Here is a 20449-nt window from a genome sequence, read left to right as displayed (position 1 = left end):
ATAAACATCTGTTAGGATAGAATTAACAGAATTGAGGTGAATGCTGTGATACGTACAATTGGAATTACAAAAGACCAAAAGCTTATAAAAGATTTTCCGCTTGAAGATATACACAAAAACGAATTTGAATGGTACTGGGTCGATTTTAATTGTCCGACCGATGAAGAAGAACTACTTTTAGATACATTTTTTCATTTCCATCCACTCGCTATAGAAGATTGTTTAATGCGTTTACAGCGGCCAAAGCTCGATTTTTATGATGATTTCCATTTCTTTGTTATCCAAAGAGTTAACGAAGAACTAACAGCTGAGGAAGTAAACATTTTTGTTTCTAATAAATTTATTGTTACATTTCATAAAAACGTAGCACCAGAAATAGATCGAGTACAAATGATGTTAGAAAAGCAGCCAAAGAATTGGGAACGTGGCACAATATATTTAACATACCAGGTAATCGATAAAATCGTTGATAGCTATTTCCCACTTGTCTATAAGATTGAGGATCATTTAAATGCACTAGAAGATGAACTTACCTATCAAAGCAACCTTAATGCTATGAAAATCGTGTTCGAATTCCGTAGTGATTTGCTTGATCTACGACGCACCATTTTACCGATGCGTGATCTATTATATCGTATCCTTAACTCTTACCGATTCTCACTTAAGAAATCAGAACGAGCTTACTTCGGAGATATTTACGATCATCTGCTTAAACTCACAGAAATGATCGAATCAAACCGTGAGCTCACTGCTGATATGCGTGATAGCTATATGGCGATGAGCTCTAGTCGCATGAATGGCATCATGATGACCTTAACAATTGTTTCAACAATCTTTATTCCTCTAACATTTATTGCCGGTGTTTATGGAATGAATTTTGAATATATGCCAGAGCTACATGGAAAATTTAGCTACTTTATCGTACTCGGAATTATGATTTTTATCGCTTTATTTATGTTGGCAGTCTTTAAGCTTAAAGGCTGGTTCAGTTTATTTAAACCTTAAAAGCGAAAGTTTATTGCTATAATAATTCCTTTAGGACCATCTTCACAGATGACGAGAAAAGCGTCCACTCGGAGCGGAATGCTAAAGGCACCTTAGAGTTTTTCTAAGGTGCCTTTTTACTGTCAGTAAGGACCACGATCATCAATCTTATCTTCGCCTTGCTGTGGAAATAAAAAGTATGCTAGTACCCCAGATACTAAAGTTGCACTAATAGTAATTAATAGTTGATCTAAGTTGGGTACTTCAGCATAGTAGTTTCGTAACATGTAAACCGATCCAATTGCTACAATTACCATAACCGGAATGACAAATTTGAAACGCTTCTTCTCCATAATAAATACCTCCTCAAAACTATTGTTACGTTCAATCTAAACAGTTCGTATTTTACAGGTTTCCTATTTCAAATTCAATTTACCTATTACCTTTTTAATAGTCTATTTCATGACTTTTAATCGACAATCCTCTATAATGCCTATAAAAAAATTAAGAAATAAACTAAAATTTTAACCAAATTTACTACAAAAGATAGTAGAATAGACTAAATACCATATATTTCGAAAAATTAACAAACTAAGCAATTCGATTTTTTATATACTTACTATGCATTTATAAAGAATGGAGCAAACAACAATGAGTTGGTTTACAAAAAAGAACGATTCTAGCTACTCAATTACATTAGCACCTGAAAATTATAAGAACGATGTACAATTGGATGTATCAAACCATCCAAGACTTCAAAAACAGTTGCAGCTTTTAGATTTAACAATTGAGGATTTAGCCATCATTAAACAACTACAGCCTTTAGCTAAGGATTTAGTTCCTGAAATGGTGGATCAATTTTATGCAGCTATTAGTTTGAGCCAAGATTTGTTAGACATTATAAATAGAACGTCACAAATCGATCGTTTAAAAGTTACTTTACATAAGCATTTGAGTGATATTTTCGAAAGTCATATTAATAACTCTTATATTGATGAACGGAAGGCCATTGCTGAAACCCATGTTCGAATTGGTCTACAATCGAAGTGGTATATCGCCTCATTCCAGTCATTAACAACGACATTTACACGCTTTACAAATAATTTAGATATATCGAAGCATGATGCAATACGTGCTATCAATGCCTTCTGCAAAATCATTAACTTCGAGCAACAGCTTGTAATCGAAGCCTATGAAAGAGAAGAGGAACGCATTCGCTCAGCAGCTGATGACACAAAACATGCACTTGTTACTACCATTCAAAAAACGGCAGAGGAACTCAATGGGATTAGTGAAGAAACAGCAGCTTCTTTATTAGTCATTTCTTCTCAAACGGACGATATCGCAGTAGCTACTAAACAAGGATTAACCTTCGTTGCTGATACACAGGAAAAATCCAGACGTGGACAGCAGCAGCTACAAGATCAAAATGATTTAATACAGGTTATTTTGCAAAGTGTAAACAGTCTCGAAGTTACGATGAACCAGTTACGCACATCTTCTCAAAAAATATCAGAAATTGTAGGGCTAGTTACAGGAATTGCCGATCAAACTAACTTATTAGCATTGAATGCTTCTATCGAAGCAGCTCGTGCAGGTGAGCATGGTAAAGGTTTTGCTGTTGTAGCAGAGGAAGTCCGTAAGCTTGCAGAAGAAACAAAAAATGCTGTACAAAATGTTTCTCATCTCATTAAAGAGACAGAAAGTAATATAACAACAATGTCGAATTCAGTAATTAACGTTGATCAAAAGATTCAACATAGCGTAGATACACAAAACAGTTTATCTAAATCATTTAATGATATCGCCGATGCTGTTTCAGGTATTCAACAGCAGTATGTAAATACATCAAGAGATATTTCAGCAATCTCTAACTTGATTACTGAACTGTCACAAGGGGCTACACTAGTTTCCTCTTCTTCCGATTCACTTATTAATGTAGTAAATGAGTTAAAAATGTAAGAACGAAAAAGGGAAACTGACAGTATACGTCAATTTCCCTTTACATTTTTAATGCGGTAATTCCCGTTTTTGTTTACGATGTTCCCGTCTTGCAGGACCGGTTTCAAACAGACGTTTTTCAGCATCTGTTTCAGGATAAATTGCAGGAACTGGCTTAGGTTTTCCGTCATCATCTACTGCAACCATCGTTACAAAAGATTCTGTCGTTAATTTTTCCTCACGAGTTTCAATATTTCGCGAAACAACTCGAACGTACACTTCCATTGAAGAACGCCCAGTTGACGAAACAATACTTTCAATTTCTAAAATATCCCCAACATGTGCTGCCGATAAAAAATCAACCGAATCAATAGAGGCTGTAACTACATGCCCTTTTGCATGCTTCATTGCTGTAATAGCAGCAATTTCATCAATATAAGCTAACACTCTTCCACCGAAAATGGAGTTGTGATTATTTGTATCTGGCGGTAATACGAGACGCGTTTGAACAGTACGTGACTGACCCATCGGTATTGCGTTGTTTGTCATAGTTCTTGCAACTTCCCTTCATGAATGTTCTTTCGTCATCGTATCGTAGAAAAAGAGTTGATGCAAATTAGAACGATTTCTTCATCGTAATAAATTTCATATCTGTCATTTCCTCGATTGCCCACTTAATGCCTTCGCGTCCGTAGCCACTCATTTTCACGCCACCATATGGCATATTATCAACTCTAAATGTCGGAATATCATTAATAATAACAGCACCTGCCTGTATTTCATCCGCTGCACGCAATGCATCAGGTAACACATTCGTATAAATCCCTGCATTTAAGCCAAGTTCCGACTCATTCACTAGTCGAATAGCGTCGTCTAATGTTTCATATGAAACAATTGAGACGATTGGTGCGAATGTTTCCTGACAAACAACTTTCATATCCGCCGTCACATTCGTCATAACAGTTGGCGTTAAAGTACGTTCCGTAAATGTTCCTCCTGTTGCAACTACCGCACCTTGTGACTTTGCTTCCTCAATCCATTGACAAATACGTTCAACTTCTTTTGGATTAATCATTGCACTAACATCAGTATTTATATCTAGTGGATCACCTACAACCAATTTCTCTGTCTCAGCTACAAACGCCTTTGTAAATTCATCAATAATAGATGCGTGTACATAAATACGTTGTAAAGAGATACAAACTTGTCCAGCAAAATTAAATGCACCACCGACACAACGCGAAATAATTTTATCAATTGGTGTTGATGGCTCGACAATTAATGCAGCATTGGAGCCGAGCTCTAAAGTGACTTTACGCAAGCCTACTTTTTCTTTAATGCCTAAACCAACCTTACCACTTCCCGTGAATGTCACCTTTTTCACGTATGGATGTGTCACGAGCGTATCACTAAGCTCACCACCACTACCGGTAACAATCTGTAGCGCACCATCAGGTAAACCCGCTTCCTTAAATATTTCAGCCAACACTATAGCACTTAATGGTGTTTGATTTGCTGGCTTTAACACGACAGTATTTCCAACTGCAAAAGCAGGACCTAATTTATGTGCCACTAAATTAAACGGAAAATTAAATGGTGTAATGGCTGAAATTACACCTAGAGGTTCTCGTTTTGTCCAACCAATACGATCCCCTGCTCCAGGTGCAGCATCCATCGGTACCGTTTCACCCTTCGCTTGCTTAGCTCCCTCTGCGGCAAATTGATAGGTTGCTATTGTGCGTTCTATTTCAGTTAAACCTGCTGATATTGGCTTACCTGCCTCTAAAGCCAAAATTTCAGCTAATTCCTCTTTACGCTGGCGCATAATGTCGACCACTTTATATAATATTTCGGCACGTTCGTAGGCTGTTGTCTTTTTAAACGTTTGGAATGCCTCCTGTGCACCTTCTATTGCTTGCTCAACGTCAGAAATTGACGCCTTAGCTACCTTTGCAATAACCTCACCACTATAGGGTGATTTCAACTCATATGTTACCTCTGCGTTCTGCCACTGGCCATTAATCCAAAGTTTTGTTTCCTTCATCCTTCAAATGCACCTCCAAAAATCAAGTTCTTCTTTATTTTATCACGAAGAGCTTGATGCTACAGCTGCTGCACTAACTGCCGCGAACATTGCTGCTTGCTGTGCTTGAATCAATAATTCAATAGATGACGTGATCGTCATTGATAAGGATTGTTGCACCTGCGCCATATTATAAACTGCAATTTGAATGGCCATAAATAACACAAATTCACGATGCCATTTTAAAAGTTTCATACCCTTTAACTCATGATATAAATCAACAATCTGTTGAAGCTGTACTTGATTCACTTCAAGGATTGCTAAAAATCCAAGTAATGGATAGTGCATCGCCTTGACCTTTACATCCTGATTATTTAATCCGTCACGTATTGTCACAACATTTGGCACTAGTTTATTATCATATTGAGGTGATAAGAAAGTCAGTACTTGTGATAACCATTGAAGCTCATTGCCCGCATTAAAATTATATGTACGTAATTCTTTATAATAACGATTCATTGTTTCCGCACGTAGTTCAACATCATCAGATGGACTACTTAACAATACTGCATAAGGAATATCATCGTATGACGTTAAAAACTTATGATGTTTACGGATTGCATCAAATAATGCACGTGCTGCCTGTGCATGTGCATGCTTCTCACTTGCCTCTTCAGTTAAAAACTGTGCACCGATAAAACTAAAATTCCCACTTCTAAATTTTACTTCCTTCATTATGTTAACGTTGTTCAGTAAATTTTTTACTGCTTGTTCTGTATCCTCTTGCTCCATCAAATTCGCAGCAATACTATAACCTACCGCTGTTCTTAACGGAGATGTCCATGACGTTTGCGTCTTCATTTCTTGTAATACTTCTTTATATTTAACGGAATCAAAAAGTTCCCCAGATGCCACATATTTGCTAGCAATGGCTAACACAATTTTACGATCTACCATCCGACCAACAGCCTTTGAGACATCCTCCACCGTATTTGCAAACCGATTTTCAATCATAACAAAGTCCATGTTTAACACGCTCCTTTTCCATATTTACGAAATAAAACAAAAAAAGGATTCATCCATTTTGACTCATCGCCATAACAGGAGTTTATTTCCGTCCCATCTAGGCGCTTCCCTTGGGGCGTCCGATGCGTCGCTTCGCTCGTTCCAGGGCCTCATTTTTGATATTACGCACTCTTCAAGAAATATAGCCTTACATACATTCTCCCAGAAAAAATAACATAGAAAAACAGCGGCAATATTTTTGCCGCTGTCTCTAAAATCGTTAAATTAACCCTAATTCCTTTAACTCCTCTGTTGAAAAGGCTCTTGATCTTGTTAAGAACCGTTTACCTTCAACACCTTCAAGTGAAAACATACCACCTCTACCATCGACAACGTCCAAGATTATTTGTGTATGCTTCCAATAGTCATATTGATTTTTATGCATATAGAAGGGAGTACCACCAATCTCTCCTAGACAAACATCTTGATCACCTAATAGTAAGTCACCCTCTGGATAACACATTGGTGAAGAGCCGTCGCAGCATCCACCTGATTGATGAAATATAACGGGTCCATGCTTTTCTTTCAATAATTCGATTAGTGCTAGCGCTTCTTCTGTTGCAATAACACGCTCGACCACGCTCATGCACCTCCCTATTGATTAGAAGAAACCAAGTTTGTTTTCGCTGTAGCTAACTAATAGGTTTTTCGTTTGTTGATAGTGAGATAACATCATCTTATGGTTTTCACGACCAACACCCGACATTTTATAGCCACCAAACGCAGCATGCGCAGGATAAGCATGGTAGCAGTTTGTCCAAACACGTCCTGCTTCAATACCACGACCGAAGCGATAAGCTGTATTCATATCGCGTGTCCATACACCTGCACCTAAACCGTATAATGTGTCATTCGCAATTTCTAATGCTTCTTCTTTTGTTTTAAATGTTGTTACAGCTACAACTGGCCCGAAAATTTCTTCTTGGAAAATACGCATTTTATTGTGTCCTTTGAAGACAGTTGGCTTAATGTAGTATCCATTTTCAAAACCTGATCCTACATTATTTTTCTCTCCTCCAATTAGACATTCAGCACCTTCTTGCTTACCAATATCTAAGTAAGAAAGGATTTTTTCCATTTGCTCACTTGAAGCTTGCGCCCCCATCATCGTATTCGGATCAAGTGGATTCCCAACTTTAATCGCTTCAACACGCTGTAGGACACGCTCCATAAATTTATCGTAAATCGATTCTTGAATTAATGCACGAGAAGGACATGTACATACTTCACCTTGGTTTAATGCGAATAATACAAAGCCCTCAACTGCTTTATCTAAAAATGCATCATCTTCGTCCATAATATCTTCAAAGAAAATGTTTGGCGATTTGCCACCCAATTCTAATGTAACTGGAATAAGGTTTTGTGAAGCATATTGCATAATTAAGCGACCTGTCGTTGTCTCACCAGTAAAGGCAATTTTACCAATGCGTGGATTCGATGCTAGCGGCTTCCCTGCCTCTAAGCCAAAGCCATTGACAACATTTAGTACACCTGATGGCAATAAATCTTCTATTAATTCTACGAGCAACATAATCGAAATCGGTGTTTGCTCTGCAGGTTTTAACACTACACAGTTTCCAGCTGCAAGTGCAGGTGCTAGTTTCCAAACAGCCATTAATAACGGGAAGTTCCAAGGGATAATTTGACCTACTACCCCAATTGGCTCATGGAAATGATAAGCGACAGTATCATTATCGATTTGGCTTACTGAGCCTTCTTGTGCACGTAAAGCCCCCGCAAAATAACGGAAATGATCAATTGCAAGAGGGATATCTGCATTTAATGTCTCACGTACCGCTTTTCCGTTATCCCATGTTTCGGCAACGGCTAGCTTTTCAAGGTTTTGTTCTATGCGGTCCGCAATTTTAAGTAAAATGTTTGCACGCTCTGTTGCGGATGTTTTTCCCCATGCATCTTTTGCGGCATGCGCTGCATCAAGTGCAAGTTCAATGTCCTCAGCAGAAGAACGAGCTACTTGTGTAAAAACTTGTCCAGTAACGGGTGTAACATTGTCAAAGTATTGTCCTTTCACTGGAGGTGTCCATTCCCCACCAATGTAATTATCATATTTCTCTTTGAATTGAACTACCGACCCTTCAGTGTTTGGAAACGCATAAACCATTTTACTTCTCCCCTTTACACAAAATGATGAGAAAATAATCTACAAATATCGTCATTTTTTATCGAAATAACAATATTTTCATAGATACCCTCTTACACAATATATTGTCAGAAACGAAAAATAATTTCAACTTTTTTAAATTTTTTAATTAATACTAAAAAGAAGTTGTACGAGTGACGAGGAGACCCACGAAAATTGTTTTCCTGGAGTGAGTTATATTTGCTAGAAAAGCTTCTAGGATTCACGGTGTGACCAACTATAATGTATACTTAAAAATAATATAAAGTATAGGAGAACAGTATGCGGATTAATAAATATTTGAGTGAAACAGGCATCGTATCTCGTCGCGGTGCGGATAAATGGGTAGCAGAAGGTAAAGTAACAATTAATGGTGAACTTGCTACAGTCGGCAGTCAAGTAGAAGCTGGTGATATGGTTTGTGTTGATGGAAAAGAGGTAAAGAAAGAAGAACAGCTCGTATATATTGCCTTAAACAAACCAGTAGGAATCACAAGTACAACAGAACGTCATATTAAAGGAAATGTCGTTGATTTTGTCAATCATCCTCTTCGCATTTTTCATATTGGACGACTAGATAAAGAGTCAGAAGGGCTATTATTACTGACAAATGATGGTGACATCGTCAATAAAATTTTACGTGCAGAAAACCATCACGAAAAAGAATATATCGTGCAAGTTGATAAACCTATTACGGAGCAATTTATCAAAAAAATGGGAGCTGGTGTAGATATTTTAGATACTACAACCCTACCTTGTCATGTTGAAAAAATATCTGATAAAGTCTTTAAAATCATTTTAGAGCAAGGCTTAAATCGTCAAATACGTCGTATGTGTTCGGCACTTGGATATTCCGTTAAGCGTCTACAACGCATTCGTATTATGAACATTAAGCTTGGCAATTTAAAAGTTGGACAGTGGCGCGATTTAACAGCCAAAGAACGAACAGAACTATTCAGACTACTTAATTACACACCAGAATAAAGCAGTCTAAGGGATAGAATTATGCTGTCAACTCGAAGTACTGAGCAGTTAAAAGGAACATGTATTAGCGGCGATTACTACAAAAAAATCGTTACATGAAATTGAAATTAAAGCTAATTATCCTGAAACTATTTTGTGATAAATAGAAAGGCCGTCTCAACTAATTTTGAGACGGCTACTTTTCTTCTAATCAATTATGCCTTGGCATAATCGCGTTCGGAGGCTTTAACTTATTTCAGACCTGCCGAAAAGTTAAATTTTCTTGTAAGCCATTTTTCGAATAACTTCCTCGTGCTGTCGATAGTCAGCTAAAAGCTCATCTTGTGTAAATAATTCGAAGTCTTCAAAATCAAAGCCTGGTGCAACCATACAGCCTACTAAACTAAATGTATCTTCATCCTCAACAGATGAGCCAAATATAGTATTTTTCGGTACCGCTATTTGTGGTACTTCACCTGCTTCAACATTTAATCCAAGCTTCTTCGCCTCATATGTACCATCTGGGAAAATCATATGGACTGTTAGCGGACTACCAGCATGATAATACCAAAGCTCGTCCGATTTCAAACGATGCAAATGCGATATATCCTGTGAACGAAGTAAGAAATAAATACTCGTATAAATTGGTCTCTGAACATCTCTGACAGCCATATCCTCAGCTGCTCGAAACGAGGATACATAATACCCTCCCTCAGGATGCTCTGCCAAATTTAATTTCTCAATAAAATATTCTGCTGAATACTTCATAAAACACCACTCCTTTCGTCCACATTACCAAATAATAAACGACGAATGCTACTGCTATTTCATCGCTTTGATCATTCTATCTGTCGTTTTGCCCTTTCCATCCGTCACCTTGACTGTTCTATCCGTCGCTCTAACCTTTCTATCCTTCACTTTAACTGGTCTATCCGTCTGTTCACTCCCTTCGCTCATAAAAAAAAGACGCCTCGGAAATTGAGACGCCTTCTTCCTCTATAAACCACCTAAATAAGCAGCCTTTACTTGTTCACTCTCTTGAAGTTCTTTTGCTGTACCTGATAATACTATACGTCCTGTTTCAAGTACGTACGCACGATTTGCTACTGATAAGGCCATATTGGCATTTTGCTCAACAAGCAATACGGTTGTACCCTCTTTGTTAACTTGCTCAATAATATTAAAAATATTTTTTACCATGAGTGGCGCAAGTCCCATTGAAGGTTCATCCATTAATAACAATTTCGGTTTTGCCATTAATGCTCGCCCCATCGCTAGCATCTGTTGTTCACCACCAGATAATGTACCTGATTGCTGTTTACGACGTTCCAACAGACGTGGAAATAGTTCATACACATGATCTAGATCTTTTTTGATGCCCGCCTTATCGTTACGGAGATATGCTCCAAGCTCTAAGTTTTCTTCAACGGACATATTGGCAAAAACACGGCGCCCCTCTGGAACATGTGAAATGCCCGATTTTACAATTGTCTGTGCGGCCTTCCCTGCGATAGAAAAGCCTTCATATTCAATGATGCCTCCCTTTGGTTTTAATAATCCTGACAATGTTTTTAATAATGTACTTTTACCAGCACCATTTGCACCGATTAACGTTACGATTTCACCCTCATTTACTTCTAAAGAGAGGCCCTTTAATGCTTGAATGTTACCGTAAAATACATCTATATTTTGTACTTTTAACATTAGCTGATAACCTCCTCGCCAAGGTAAGCTTCAATTACCTTTGGATTGTTGCGAATTTCTTCTGGTGTCCCATCAGCGATTAATTGACCGTGATCGAGCACGTATATACGTTCACAAATTCCCATAACTAAGCTCATATCATGCTCAATTAGAAGAATTGTTAAGCCAAATTTTTTACGAATAAACGCTATTAATTCCATTAAATCATGCGTCTCCTGCGGGTTCATCCCTGCTGCTGGCTCATCTAATAAAAGCAGCTTAGGTTCCGCAGCTAAGGCACGAGCAATTTCTAATCGGCGTTGCATCCCATAAGGTAAATTTTTCGCTAGCTCATCTTTATAAACATCTAAGCCAAAGATTTTTAGGAACTCAATAGATTGTTGCTCCATTTCTGCCTCACCTTTAAAATGATTCGGCAAGCGGAAAATAGAAGACCACATGGAATGTTTTGCAAGTGAATGGTTCGCTACCTTAACATTATCTAACACAGATAGTTCTTTAAATAAACGAATATTTTGGAACGTACGGCTAATACCTTTTTGTGTTACTTGATATGGTGCAAGCCCGTTCAACTTTAAACCATCAAATGTAATCGTGCCTTCAGTTGGCTTATACACTCCGGTAAGCATGTTAAAACTTGTTGTTTTACCAGCACCATTAGGCCCTATAAGACCTACTAGTTCTCCTTGATTTAGGTACATATTAACGCCCTGTACCGCCTTTAAACCACCGAATTGAATGCCCATGTTTTCAACATTGATAAGAAGGTTTCCAGTCATTATTTTGTACCTCCTTTTTTACCAAACTTAAATAAATCCGTAACTTCCTTTGTTCCCATCAATCCTGTTGGACGGTACAGCATTACGACGATTAATACTAAACTGTAAATAATCATCCGTGTTTCCGGGAAGTTTGCTAGATATGCCGAGACCATTGTTAAGAAAACCGCAGCTATGACAGATCCTGAAAGACTTCCTAAGCCACCAAGAACTACATAGATTAAAATATCAAATGATTTTAAGAAACCAAAAGTTGTCGGTTGAATAATGTAAAAATTATGTGCAAAGATGGCCCCTGCAAGACCAGCAAAGAAGGAGCCAATCGCGAAAGCTACAACTTTATAGTAGGTTGTATTAATACCCATTGCATCTGCCGCAATTTCGTCCTCACGAATTGAAATACATGCACGTCCATGACGCGAATTTGTAAAATTAGAGATTACTAGAATTGTTAAAACCACACCTATAAAAGCATAAGTCCAATTCGATAAATATTTAACCTGCATCCCTGCTGCGCCACCAACATAATCCGTATTTAAAAAGACAATACGTATAATTTCCGCAAAACCTAACGTTGCAATTGCTAAGTAGTCACCCTTTAGGCGTAATGTCGGAATGCCTACGATTAAACCCGCTACTGCTGCTGCCAGTGCTCCTAAGAGAATTGCTAATGGGAATGGAAGCATTAATTTAGTTGTAATAATGGCAGAAATATATGCCCCTACCGCTAGGAAGCCCGCATGCCCAATCGAGAATTGACCCGTAATACCAATGACAATGTGCAAGCTAACCGCAAGCATGATGTTAATACACATTGTGATCAACATATTTTGATAGTAAATATTGAGCACGTTCGTTGAAATAAGCACCTGAACAATTGCATAGATGACTAGCGCTAATACGGCATAGCCCCAGAAAACTTTAGACTTCTTCATAATTACCGCTCACCTACACTTTCTCACGGGCATTTTTACCAAAGATACCCGATGGTCTGAAGATTAAAATTAAAATTAAAATAACGAATGCCGCTGCATCTCGCCATAAAGAGAAACCAAGTGCACTTACTAATGATTCCACAACGCCAAGCAGCATACCGCCAACCATGGCACCCGGAATAATACCAATACCACCAAGTACTGCTGCGATAAACGCTTTAACCCCTGGAATAACCCCCATTAATGGATCGATTTTTGTGTAATATACCCCGAAGATAACACCCGCTGCACCTGCTAAAGCTGAACCAATTGCGAATGCCGCAGAAATTGTATTATCTACATTAATGCCCATTAAACGTGCTGCATCGGCATCATGAGAAACCGCACGCATCGCTTTCCCGATTTTTGTTTTATGTACGATGAATTGTAAAAGAATCATCAGTACAATTGCGACAGTTAAAATTAATATGGATTTACTACTGATTTGAACACCGAAAACATCAAATGATTTATTAGTAATAACATCAGGATATGCCGCCGGTTGCGCACCTCTGAAGAAAATAGTAGTATATTCGATTAATAGTGATACACCTATTGCAGTAATTAAAGCCGCAATACGCGTGGCATTTCGCAAACGCTTATACGCAATACGTTCAATTAAAACACCAAAGATTGCACAGACCACCATCGCCAATAATAAGGCCGGAAAGAAGCCAAGCTCCCATTTGGCAATTGCGTAAAAACCAATAAATGCCCCAATCATGAAGACATCGCCGTGGGCAAAGTTAATCAGCTTAATAATCCCGTATACCATCGTATACCCTAGCGCTATTAAAGCGTAGATACTACCTAGTGAAATACCATTCACAAGCTGCTGTATCCATTCCATTAGCGTTCACTCCTTTTTTATTTTTTGAAGAATGCAAAAATAGGACTTGCTTCTACATGTTATTATTGAAAATAGAGTAAATTGTGTCCTCTTAAAAAATTTTTTTCATGGTCTATCAATTTCGCCTTGGCGTAATTGCGTCCGGATTTTGAATTGTGCTCGCACAATTCAAAATCCGTGACATCCGCCGGAGGCTTTATTTTCATTCAGTAGGTGCTTGGACACTGTAAATAAACCATACCCGCATCCATCTCACCATCTTCAATGGTGGGAGTCTTCACTGAATGAAAATAAACAAAAAAGGAAGGCGTGTTTACCCGCCTCCCCTTGCCTAGAAAACATTAAGGATTAACTTTAGAGTTGAACACTTGTTTACCGTCTTTAAATTCAAGAACTGTTGCTGTTTTTATTGGGTTATGATTTTTGTCAACTGTGAAAGTACCTGTTACTAAAGAAAGATCTTTTGTGTCAGCTAAAGCATTCTTAATAGCTTCCCCATCTGTAGAGCCTGCACGCTTAATAGCATCAGCAATGTAGTAAACTGTGTCATAGCCAAGTGCATTGAATGCATCTGGTGCTTTATCACTGTTTGCTGCTTTAAACGCCTTTACGAAGTCTTGAATTTTTTGATCTGGGTCTTCTGCAGAGTAGTGGTTGGTGATGTACGTGTTATTTAGCGCTTTCGCACCAGCTAGCTCTACTAATGTTGGTGAATCCCAACCGTCAGCCCCCATCAGTGGTACATCAATACCCATTTCACGCGCTTGTTTCACAATTAAACCAACCTCTTCATAGTATCCTGGGATAAAAATAAAGTCTGGCTTCTCTCCTTTAATACTAGTTAATTGTGTACGGAAATCAGCATCTTTCGCTACATACGCCTCTTCCTTTACAACTTTCCCGCCATTTTTTGTAATTGTTTCTTTAAATGATTTTGCTAAACCTTTCGCATAATCGGATGCGTTGTCCGCAAAAATAGCTACATTTTTTGCTTTCAATTCATTAGAAGCAAAGTTTGCTGCTACAATCCCTTGGAATGGATCGATAAAACAAGTACGGAATGCATACTCATTAACGCTATCATCATCATTTACTGTAATGTTCGGAGCTGTACCAGAACCCGTAACAATTGGAATTTTTCTTTCATTCGCAATTTGGACAGTTGCAACTGTATTACCAGAAGTTGCTGGTGCTAGCATTGCTACTACTTTATCTTGTGTTGTTAGTTTAAGAGCTGCTGCAGTGGCCTCTGAGTTTTCAGACTTGTTATCTACTTTAATCAGCTCAATTTTTTTACCGTCGATTCCGCCTTTATCATTAATTTCTTTCACTGCAAGGTCTGCACCTAGACCAATCGAAGAGCCGTAGGAAGCTACATTACCCGAAAGCTCTAAGTTTGCACCGATTTTAATAGTATCACCGTCAGAAGAACCACCACCGCCTGATGATGATCCCCCTCCTGAACTATCTCCATTACCACAGCCAGCAAGAACACCTGCAAGTAGTGAAGATGCAACTAGAAGCGAGCCAAACTTCTTAAGCTTTTTGTTCTCTCTCATAATTTATTCCCCCTAAGTTTTCTCAAATATTAGATATTTCTGATAATTATAAACAATCCATGGCATTTCCTCAATAACAAAAATAACCAAAACAATAATTTATAACTATCTATTACTAAATCAATATATTATTCAATTAAACCTTTTACATTGTAAAACATTCTTTATATTTAGTCTAGAGTGATTTTTCTGTATAATTAGTAATTTAAGAATTATCTATTAATTCAAAATGAACATTAATATAAAACTATCATCTTTGATTATTTCTTTACGATAAAATCTCGTTAAAAGAAGTCCTTTTTCGAAAATTGCAAGATCTAGGATATAAGGCGCTAAAGCGTTCTCGCGAAGTATTATGAAATTACCAATAACTATTTATTCCCAGGGAAATACAGTACTTAGAGGGAGTAATCAGAGTAAGATTTTCTTTTATTTTTCATAGTCGAATCTTATTAAAAAAGCTTAGAGCTGGGTTATTTCTACAGCTCTAAGCTTTTTTCAATGCAAACACACAGAGGCGTTCGTTAATATTTGTTTCATTTTCAAGATGAACCTCATGGATTAATTCAAAAGACGTCCCATGATGTAAAAACTGCAAATAATCATATGGTGGGTAATATAAAATAATATGAATTTCACGCATATGCTGTTCAAAAGACTCCCATATATTATGAATGACTGTACGGAAAATATGGATTGAGAACGGATTGAAAAAAAAGAAAACCGTGTCGCTTGGCTGAATAGCATAGTCCTCCGCTATTGAATGAATAAAGGAAATTGGAGCTTGAGCACTCTTTTTTTGAAGATAGCCCCTTTTATTATTCTCAGCCTCTGCATAGAAACCTGCATCCATTTCTACCCCTATTGTCGGAATATGAAATTTATCATGTACATAAATAGGGACTCTCCCTTTTCCACATCCCATATCGATAAACACTGGATTTTCAGGCATTTCATACTCCGAAAATAATTGTTCTAAACCAACATACGGTGTTGGTTCATAGCGATGGTAATGAGCTAGCTTAGGGAAACCGTATTGTTCGCCTACTGTGTTAATATGTAAATATTTATCAAATTGATATTCATTCATACTATTACTCCTAAAAAAAAGAATGATTAATTTTAGCACGATAAAAAGCAAAAACCATACCCAAAAGTTTTGGATATGGTTATTTTTTAACGACCTCTTCGGTTAAATTTTAAAACAAAGAGCAGTGCAACTATTAACAAAGCAAAACAAACAATCGCTGTAAGAACTGTATTTTTATCGATAACAGTTCCTTGATTTAGTTGCTCACCGCCTTGGTTAGGCCACATAGGTCCTCCATTTTTGTCAGGTCGTTGCATTTGGCCACCGCCATTTGGTCTTTCTCCCTGATTATCGCCAAGAGCTAATTTCTCTAATTTCCTTTAAAATTAACCAACCGTTTTTTTCTGGTAACATGATATCGAGTAATACTAAATCAGGCTGAACCTCTTGAAATATATCCAATGCCTGACCGCCATTAAAACATTGCATAACATCATAGCCAACTTTTTCAAATATGCCTTCAAAACTTGGCTTATTGCATATTCGTCTTCTACTACTAATATTTTGGTCATGCCCTTTCACCTCGCTACCAGCCCATTCGTGCTTTCATTATATCATCGGATTATGTCAGTTAAATGTCAGGAACTAGAGAGTCTGTTCATTCTTATAGGACGCTTCAAATATCGAGCTATTTGCAATTTACATTGCTCTTCTATTGACAATGTCTTCTTATGCGAATTATCATTGATTGCGAATGATAATCATTGATAATTCATTCATATAGTTAACTAAAAAATGATTAGGGGGGAAAGCATGATTATTGTTACAAATCGTATTCAAGTCAAACCCGGCTTTGCTGCAAAAATGGCACCGAACTTTACAAAACCAGGACCTCTACAGCAGTTTGAAGGCTTCCATAAAGTGGAGGTATTAGTTTCAACTGATGATCCGACTTATGACGAAATGAGCGTCAATATGTACTGGGAGTCTAAGGAGCATTTCCAAGCTTGGCGTGATAGCGATGCATTCGCTGCTGCTCATCACCGTCCTGGACAAAGCTCTGAGGGAGGAAAACCTGAAAACAGTCCACTTATCGGTAGCAAAATAGTTATAGCTGAATTAGCTTCTTCGATTGAAGCATTACGCTAATTAAGCCAAAGCTGAAGTCGGGCGCAATTATGCCTAGACTAACCATATCCCCACCTATTTACGAAGAAGTGGGATAAAAACTAAAATATCTTCTGATTCTATCTAAAAAAATCCTGCATTTTCGAAAATGCAGGATTTTTTATACTTTATTACATGAAAATAACTAAAACATAGCCAACTATTGATAAGCAAACCGAGCCGATAAGTCCTGCAATAAACGCTTTTACGCCTAATTGTTTAAAGGTTTTAATTTCTACATTTAAACCTAGTCCAGCCATCGCCATTCCAATTAAAATATAAGCGATATTTACAAAAGTTTGCGCTACACTAGCTGGTACAATCCCTAACGAATTGATAGCACTCATCGCTAAAAATCCAAGAATAAACCATGGAATTATCGACAGTGAAAATCCTTTCTTTTCCTGATCCGTATCAATTCTTCGATATAAAATACCGATGACTATCGCTACCGGTACAAGCAATGCGACACGTGTTAGCTTCACAATAACTGCCATATCAACGGCTTCATTTCCACCAGCTGAAGCTGCTGCAATAACATGAGCAATTTCATGTAGCGTGCCTCCCGTAAAAATACCGTATTCAGTAGGAGTTAAGTTAAATACTGAGTATAACACCGTGTAGACTAATGTGAATACAGTCCCTAGTAATGCGACTATCGCTGCGCCCACTGCTGTTTCTTTTTCATTTGCTTTAATTTGAGGAGCAATAGCGACAACCGCAGCAGCCCCGCAAATAGCTGTGCCACAAGCTGTTAGTATGCCTAGCTTCTTATCGACATGAAATACCTTCGTTAAGCCATAGACAACCACTAAAGCAAATACCAGATTAATAAACGCAATAAGAAAAACGCTTGCTCCAGCATTGTAAATATCCGCTAAATTTAAACGCATACCTAGAAAAATAATGCCTAGGCGTAATAATTTTTTACTTGAAAATGTTATGCCTGTTTGCCAAGAATCCTGCACCTTAAATGCCGCTCTCCAAGCCATACCCAATATAATGGCAATGACAAGTTGCCCTAATATTGAGAAGAACGGAAATGTCGAAATATACTTTGCTACTAAAGCAATAATGAGAGTCAACAATATCCCCTTCATAAACGCTGGGGTCAGGAAACTTTTTAACCTATGCTGGCCATTATCCATGTTGTTCACTTCTTTCATCCTTGATAATTTTACTTTATTAGAAAGTTAATCATCAGTAAAATACATATATATAATCATAATTATTAATATTTCTAATGATAGGGGTAATAATATGCAATTTGACGCTTTAAGAACATTCATCACACTAGTGGAGGTCAATAATTTTACGAAAGCCTCTGAAATACTTCATATTTCACAGCCAAGTGTCAGTTTACACATTAAAAATTTAGAGCAAGAATTTCAAACAACCTTATTTATCCGTTCACCAAAATCTGTACAAATCACACCAACTGGAGAAATTTTATATAAACGAGCTAAGCAAATGATGGCCATTGCCGAGGCAGCAAGGGAAGATATTTTAACCTATCACCATGAAATTCAAGGTACACTTGTGATTGGTGCTAGCTTTACCATTGGGGAATATATATTGCCTCCTATCATAGCGAGCTTGCAACAGCAATTCCCTCAGCTAGAGCTTCAAGTTATTATTGGCAATACGAAAGAAATCATTCAATATACAAAATTTTTACAAGTCGATATCGGTCTTATTGAAGGACAAGCACAAGCACAAGACCATGAACTTCTTATTAAACCGTTTATGCAAGATGAGTTATTTATTGTCAGTGCAAGTAATAATCCTCTTGCAAAGGAGTCAACGATTACGGTTGCGGACTTGCAGCAGCAAAACTGGGTTGCACGAGAAGAAGGTTCTGGCACACGTTATTATTTAGATCATTTATTTAGAGCAAACGGGCTTCAAGTACGTTCACTTCTTACTATTAGTAGTAATCAAGGTGTGAAAGAAAGCGTTATACAGGGGCTTGGACTTTCATTATTGTCTGCTTGTGTCATTGAGCGCGAATTAAAAAATAACGATATAAAAATCTTACCTCTCGAGGAACAGCATTTTATACGAACATTTTCTTATTTGTACTCTCCTACAATGAAAAATAAACGCAATGTTGACATTCTTTTGGAGGCACTATTAAAGAAAGCTTAGCGGGTTAAGTCGCTAAGCTCACTTTATTATTCTTGAATGTAGACGTTTACGCTCCTGCTTTTGCTCAATAATTTCTACAAATTTCAATGCTGCTCGAGATAAAGGTACACTTTTCAAATAGCACATGCCAATGCTTCGTGTTGGAATACTGTCTGTTAATGTTAGCTCATATAAAAGTCCTCGCTGCAAATAAACCTTAGAAAATTCTTTCGTTACACAGGCAATCCCTAAGTTACTACGTGCAAATTCCAGCACTAAATCATGCGAACCAAGCTCAAACTCAGGTTCAATGCGGATCCCTCTTGCAAATAAATAATCTTCTACGTACTTTCTTGAATTTGATTTTTTCTCTAAAAAAACAAGTGGAAACTTTAACAAATCCTCAAAGCTTACGCTTTTTGACGCCAACGTTTTGTACTTCTCACCGCATACAAAAATATCTTGAACCTCTGTGCAAGCGGTTAACTGTAACGTCGAATCTTCTATCGGAAAATTACAAAGTCCTATATCAACCTCACCGGATTTAATAAAATTACAAATTTCCGAGGTTGTTCCATTTAACATTTGCAATTTGATATTTGGATACATTGTATGAAACGCCTCTAGATAAGGCATTAAAAAGAAACGCGAAATAGTGTCCCCTACCCCTATTTTCAACTGGCCTGTTGTTAAATTTTTAAATTCTAACAACTTCTCCTCACCCGCATCTAAAAGGCCTAAAGCTGAATTCGTATACTCGTATAGAAGGCTACCCTCAGTTGTTAACGTCACCCCTTTAGGTGTTCGATTAAAGAGACGTGTACCTAGCTCCTTTTCTAATTGCATCATAGCTTGACTAACAGCTGGTTGAGTCATAAATAAGTCTTTAGCCGCTCTCGAAAAGCTATTGTTTTTAGCAACAATACTAAAAACACGATATAAATCCAATTTTCCTATCATATAAGCACCCCTTATAGCTATTATACGAACTATTAATTTTACTTATATCACTAAAGGGGCGTATAGTAAAACCATATTGGTTTAATTTCACAATATTTAACTTTTTTCAGTTAGCGAAAAGGAACCGGTAAGGAGGTCTTTGTGGCCTACATCCGATTCCAGACGCATTGTTTATCTGTAGCG

22 protein-coding genes and 1 pseudogene are annotated in these 20449 nt (G+C 37.5%); 5 read left to right on the top strand and 18 right to left on the bottom strand.

The annotated features are described in order from the left end of the window. The first annotated feature begins 45 nt into the window (after window positions 1–45). Entirely contained in the window at window positions 46–1005 is a 960-nt protein-coding gene (gene corA, locus ACZ11_RS00770) for a magnesium/cobalt transporter CorA (protein WP_049662768.1), read from the top strand. A gap of 122 nt (window positions 1006–1127) precedes the next feature. On the opposite strand, the gene ACZ11_RS00765 is transcribed toward corA, so the two are convergent. Continuing rightward, window positions 1128–1337: a hypothetical protein gene (locus ACZ11_RS00765; protein WP_049662766.1), complete on the bottom strand. Its 210-nt coding sequence runs from the start codon at window positions 1335–1337 to the stop codon at window positions 1128–1130. A 298-nt stretch (window positions 1338–1635) separates the two neighbouring features. Here ACZ11_RS00765 and ACZ11_RS00760 point away from each other — a divergent pair, with 298 nt between their 5' ends. Continuing rightward, window positions 1636–2946 (top strand): globin-coupled sensor protein, encoded by a 1311-nt coding sequence (locus ACZ11_RS00760; RefSeq protein WP_049662765.1) that lies wholly within the window; start codon window positions 1636–1638, stop codon window positions 2944–2946. 48 nt (window positions 2947–2994) lie between these two features. Here the strand turns inward: ACZ11_RS00760 and ACZ11_RS00755 are convergent, their stop codons facing one another. The 5 genes from ACZ11_RS00755 to adh form a co-directional block, all read right to left on the bottom strand. After that, the gene (locus ACZ11_RS00755) at window positions 2995–3474 is read right to left on the bottom strand and encodes an acyl-CoA thioesterase (RefSeq protein WP_049662763.1); all 480 of its coding nucleotides are present in this window, start codon (window positions 3472–3474) and stop codon (window positions 2995–2997) included. Between the two features lie 67 nt (window positions 3475–3541). Further along, on the bottom strand, window positions 3542–4969 hold the full coding sequence (locus tag ACZ11_RS00750) for an aldehyde dehydrogenase family protein (protein WP_049662762.1): 1428 nt from the start codon (window positions 4967–4969) through the stop codon (window positions 3542–3544). A 42-nt stretch (window positions 4970–5011) separates the two neighbouring features. Next, window positions 5012–5974, bottom strand: coding sequence for a DUF4003 family protein (locus ACZ11_RS00745; protein ID WP_049662760.1), 963 nt, complete (start codon window positions 5972–5974; stop codon window positions 5012–5014). Between the two features lie 259 nt (window positions 5975–6233). Beyond that, complete coding sequence (locus tag ACZ11_RS00740; protein ID WP_049662759.1) at window positions 6234–6593, bottom strand: DUF779 domain-containing protein; 360 nt, start codon at window positions 6591–6593, stop codon at window positions 6234–6236. 21 nt (window positions 6594–6614) lie between these two features. Further along, complete coding sequence (gene adh, locus ACZ11_RS00735) at window positions 6615–8135, bottom strand: aldehyde dehydrogenase (protein ID WP_049662757.1); 1521 nt, start codon at window positions 8133–8135, stop codon at window positions 6615–6617. A 300-nt stretch (window positions 8136–8435) separates the two neighbouring features. Here adh and rluF point away from each other — a divergent pair, with 300 nt between their 5' ends. Then, on the top strand, window positions 8436–9137 hold the full coding sequence (gene rluF, locus ACZ11_RS00730) for a 23S rRNA pseudouridine(2604) synthase RluF (RefSeq protein ID WP_049662755.1): 702 nt from the start codon (window positions 8436–8438) through the stop codon (window positions 9135–9137). 252 nt (window positions 9138–9389) lie between these two features. Here the strand turns inward: rluF and ACZ11_RS00725 are convergent, their stop codons facing one another. The 10 genes and pseudogenes from ACZ11_RS00725 to ACZ11_RS00690 form a co-directional block, all read right to left on the bottom strand. Then, window positions 9390–9884, bottom strand: coding sequence for a cupin domain-containing protein (locus tag ACZ11_RS00725; protein ID WP_049662754.1), 495 nt, complete (start codon window positions 9882–9884; stop codon window positions 9390–9392). 54 nt (window positions 9885–9938) lie between these two features. Next, window positions 9939–10073, bottom strand: a complete 135-nt coding sequence (locus tag ACZ11_RS27155; protein WP_269079303.1) for a hypothetical protein — start codon at window positions 10071–10073, stop codon at window positions 9939–9941. 39 nt (window positions 10074–10112) lie between these two features. Next, window positions 10113–10820, bottom strand: a complete 708-nt coding sequence (locus tag ACZ11_RS00720; protein WP_049662752.1) for an ABC transporter ATP-binding protein — start codon at window positions 10818–10820, stop codon at window positions 10113–10115. Beyond that, the gene (locus tag ACZ11_RS00715; RefSeq protein WP_049662751.1) at window positions 10820–11599 is read right to left on the bottom strand and encodes an ABC transporter ATP-binding protein; all 780 of its coding nucleotides are present in this window, start codon (window positions 11597–11599) and stop codon (window positions 10820–10822) included. The genes ACZ11_RS00720 and ACZ11_RS00715 overlap by 1 nt, the downstream gene beginning before the upstream one ends. Beyond that, window positions 11599–12534 (bottom strand): branched-chain amino acid ABC transporter permease, encoded by a 936-nt coding sequence (locus ACZ11_RS00710; protein ID WP_049662749.1) that lies wholly within the window; start codon window positions 12532–12534, stop codon window positions 11599–11601. The genes ACZ11_RS00715 and ACZ11_RS00710 overlap by 1 nt, the downstream gene beginning before the upstream one ends. Before the next feature lie 13 nt (window positions 12535–12547). Next, window positions 12548–13423, bottom strand: coding sequence for a branched-chain amino acid ABC transporter permease (locus ACZ11_RS00705; protein WP_049662748.1), 876 nt, complete (start codon window positions 13421–13423; stop codon window positions 12548–12550). Between the two features lie 341 nt (window positions 13424–13764). After that, entirely contained in the window at window positions 13765–14982 is a 1218-nt protein-coding gene (locus tag ACZ11_RS00700) for an ABC transporter substrate-binding protein (protein ID WP_049662746.1), read from the bottom strand. A gap of 487 nt (window positions 14983–15469) precedes the next feature. After that, window positions 15470–16072, bottom strand: coding sequence for an SAM-dependent methyltransferase (locus ACZ11_RS00695; RefSeq protein WP_049662744.1), 603 nt, complete (start codon window positions 16070–16072; stop codon window positions 15470–15472). A gap of 86 nt (window positions 16073–16158) precedes the next feature. Then, on the bottom strand, window positions 16159–16329 hold the full coding sequence (locus tag ACZ11_RS26120) for a hypothetical protein (protein WP_161804415.1): 171 nt from the start codon (window positions 16327–16329) through the stop codon (window positions 16159–16161). Between the two features lie 40 nt (window positions 16330–16369). Continuing rightward, window positions 16370–16584: pseudogene (locus ACZ11_RS00690) on the bottom strand (response regulator transcription factor); the annotation flags it as partial. Between the two features lie 241 nt (window positions 16585–16825). Between ACZ11_RS00690 and ACZ11_RS00685 the strand changes: the two are divergent. Beyond that, window positions 16826–17161, top strand: coding sequence for a heme oxygenase (locus ACZ11_RS00685; protein ID WP_049662741.1), 336 nt, complete (start codon window positions 16826–16828; stop codon window positions 17159–17161). Between the two features lie 149 nt (window positions 17162–17310). Here ACZ11_RS00685 and ACZ11_RS00680 read toward each other — a convergent pair whose 3' ends face one another. Continuing rightward, complete coding sequence (locus ACZ11_RS00680; RefSeq protein ID WP_049662740.1) at window positions 17311–18327, bottom strand: YeiH family protein; 1017 nt, start codon at window positions 18325–18327, stop codon at window positions 17311–17313. Between the two features lie 112 nt (window positions 18328–18439). Between ACZ11_RS00680 and ACZ11_RS00675 the strand changes: the two genes are divergently transcribed. Beyond that, window positions 18440–19327 (top strand): LysR family transcriptional regulator, encoded by an 888-nt coding sequence (locus tag ACZ11_RS00675; RefSeq protein ID WP_049662739.1) that lies wholly within the window; start codon window positions 18440–18442, stop codon window positions 19325–19327. 18 nt (window positions 19328–19345) lie between these two features. On the opposite strand, the gene ACZ11_RS00670 is transcribed toward ACZ11_RS00675, so the two are convergent. After that, window positions 19346–20266, bottom strand: coding sequence for a LysR family transcriptional regulator (locus tag ACZ11_RS00670; protein WP_049662736.1), 921 nt, complete (start codon window positions 20264–20266; stop codon window positions 19346–19348). Between the last annotated feature and the right edge of the window lie 183 nt (window positions 20267–20449).

It is taken from the genome of Lysinibacillus xylanilyticus, from assembly GCF_001183605.1.
GTDB lineage: Bacteria > Bacillota > Bacilli > Bacillales_A > Planococcaceae > Lysinibacillus > Lysinibacillus xylanilyticus.
This window is presented reverse-complemented; position numbering and strand designations above follow the sequence as displayed.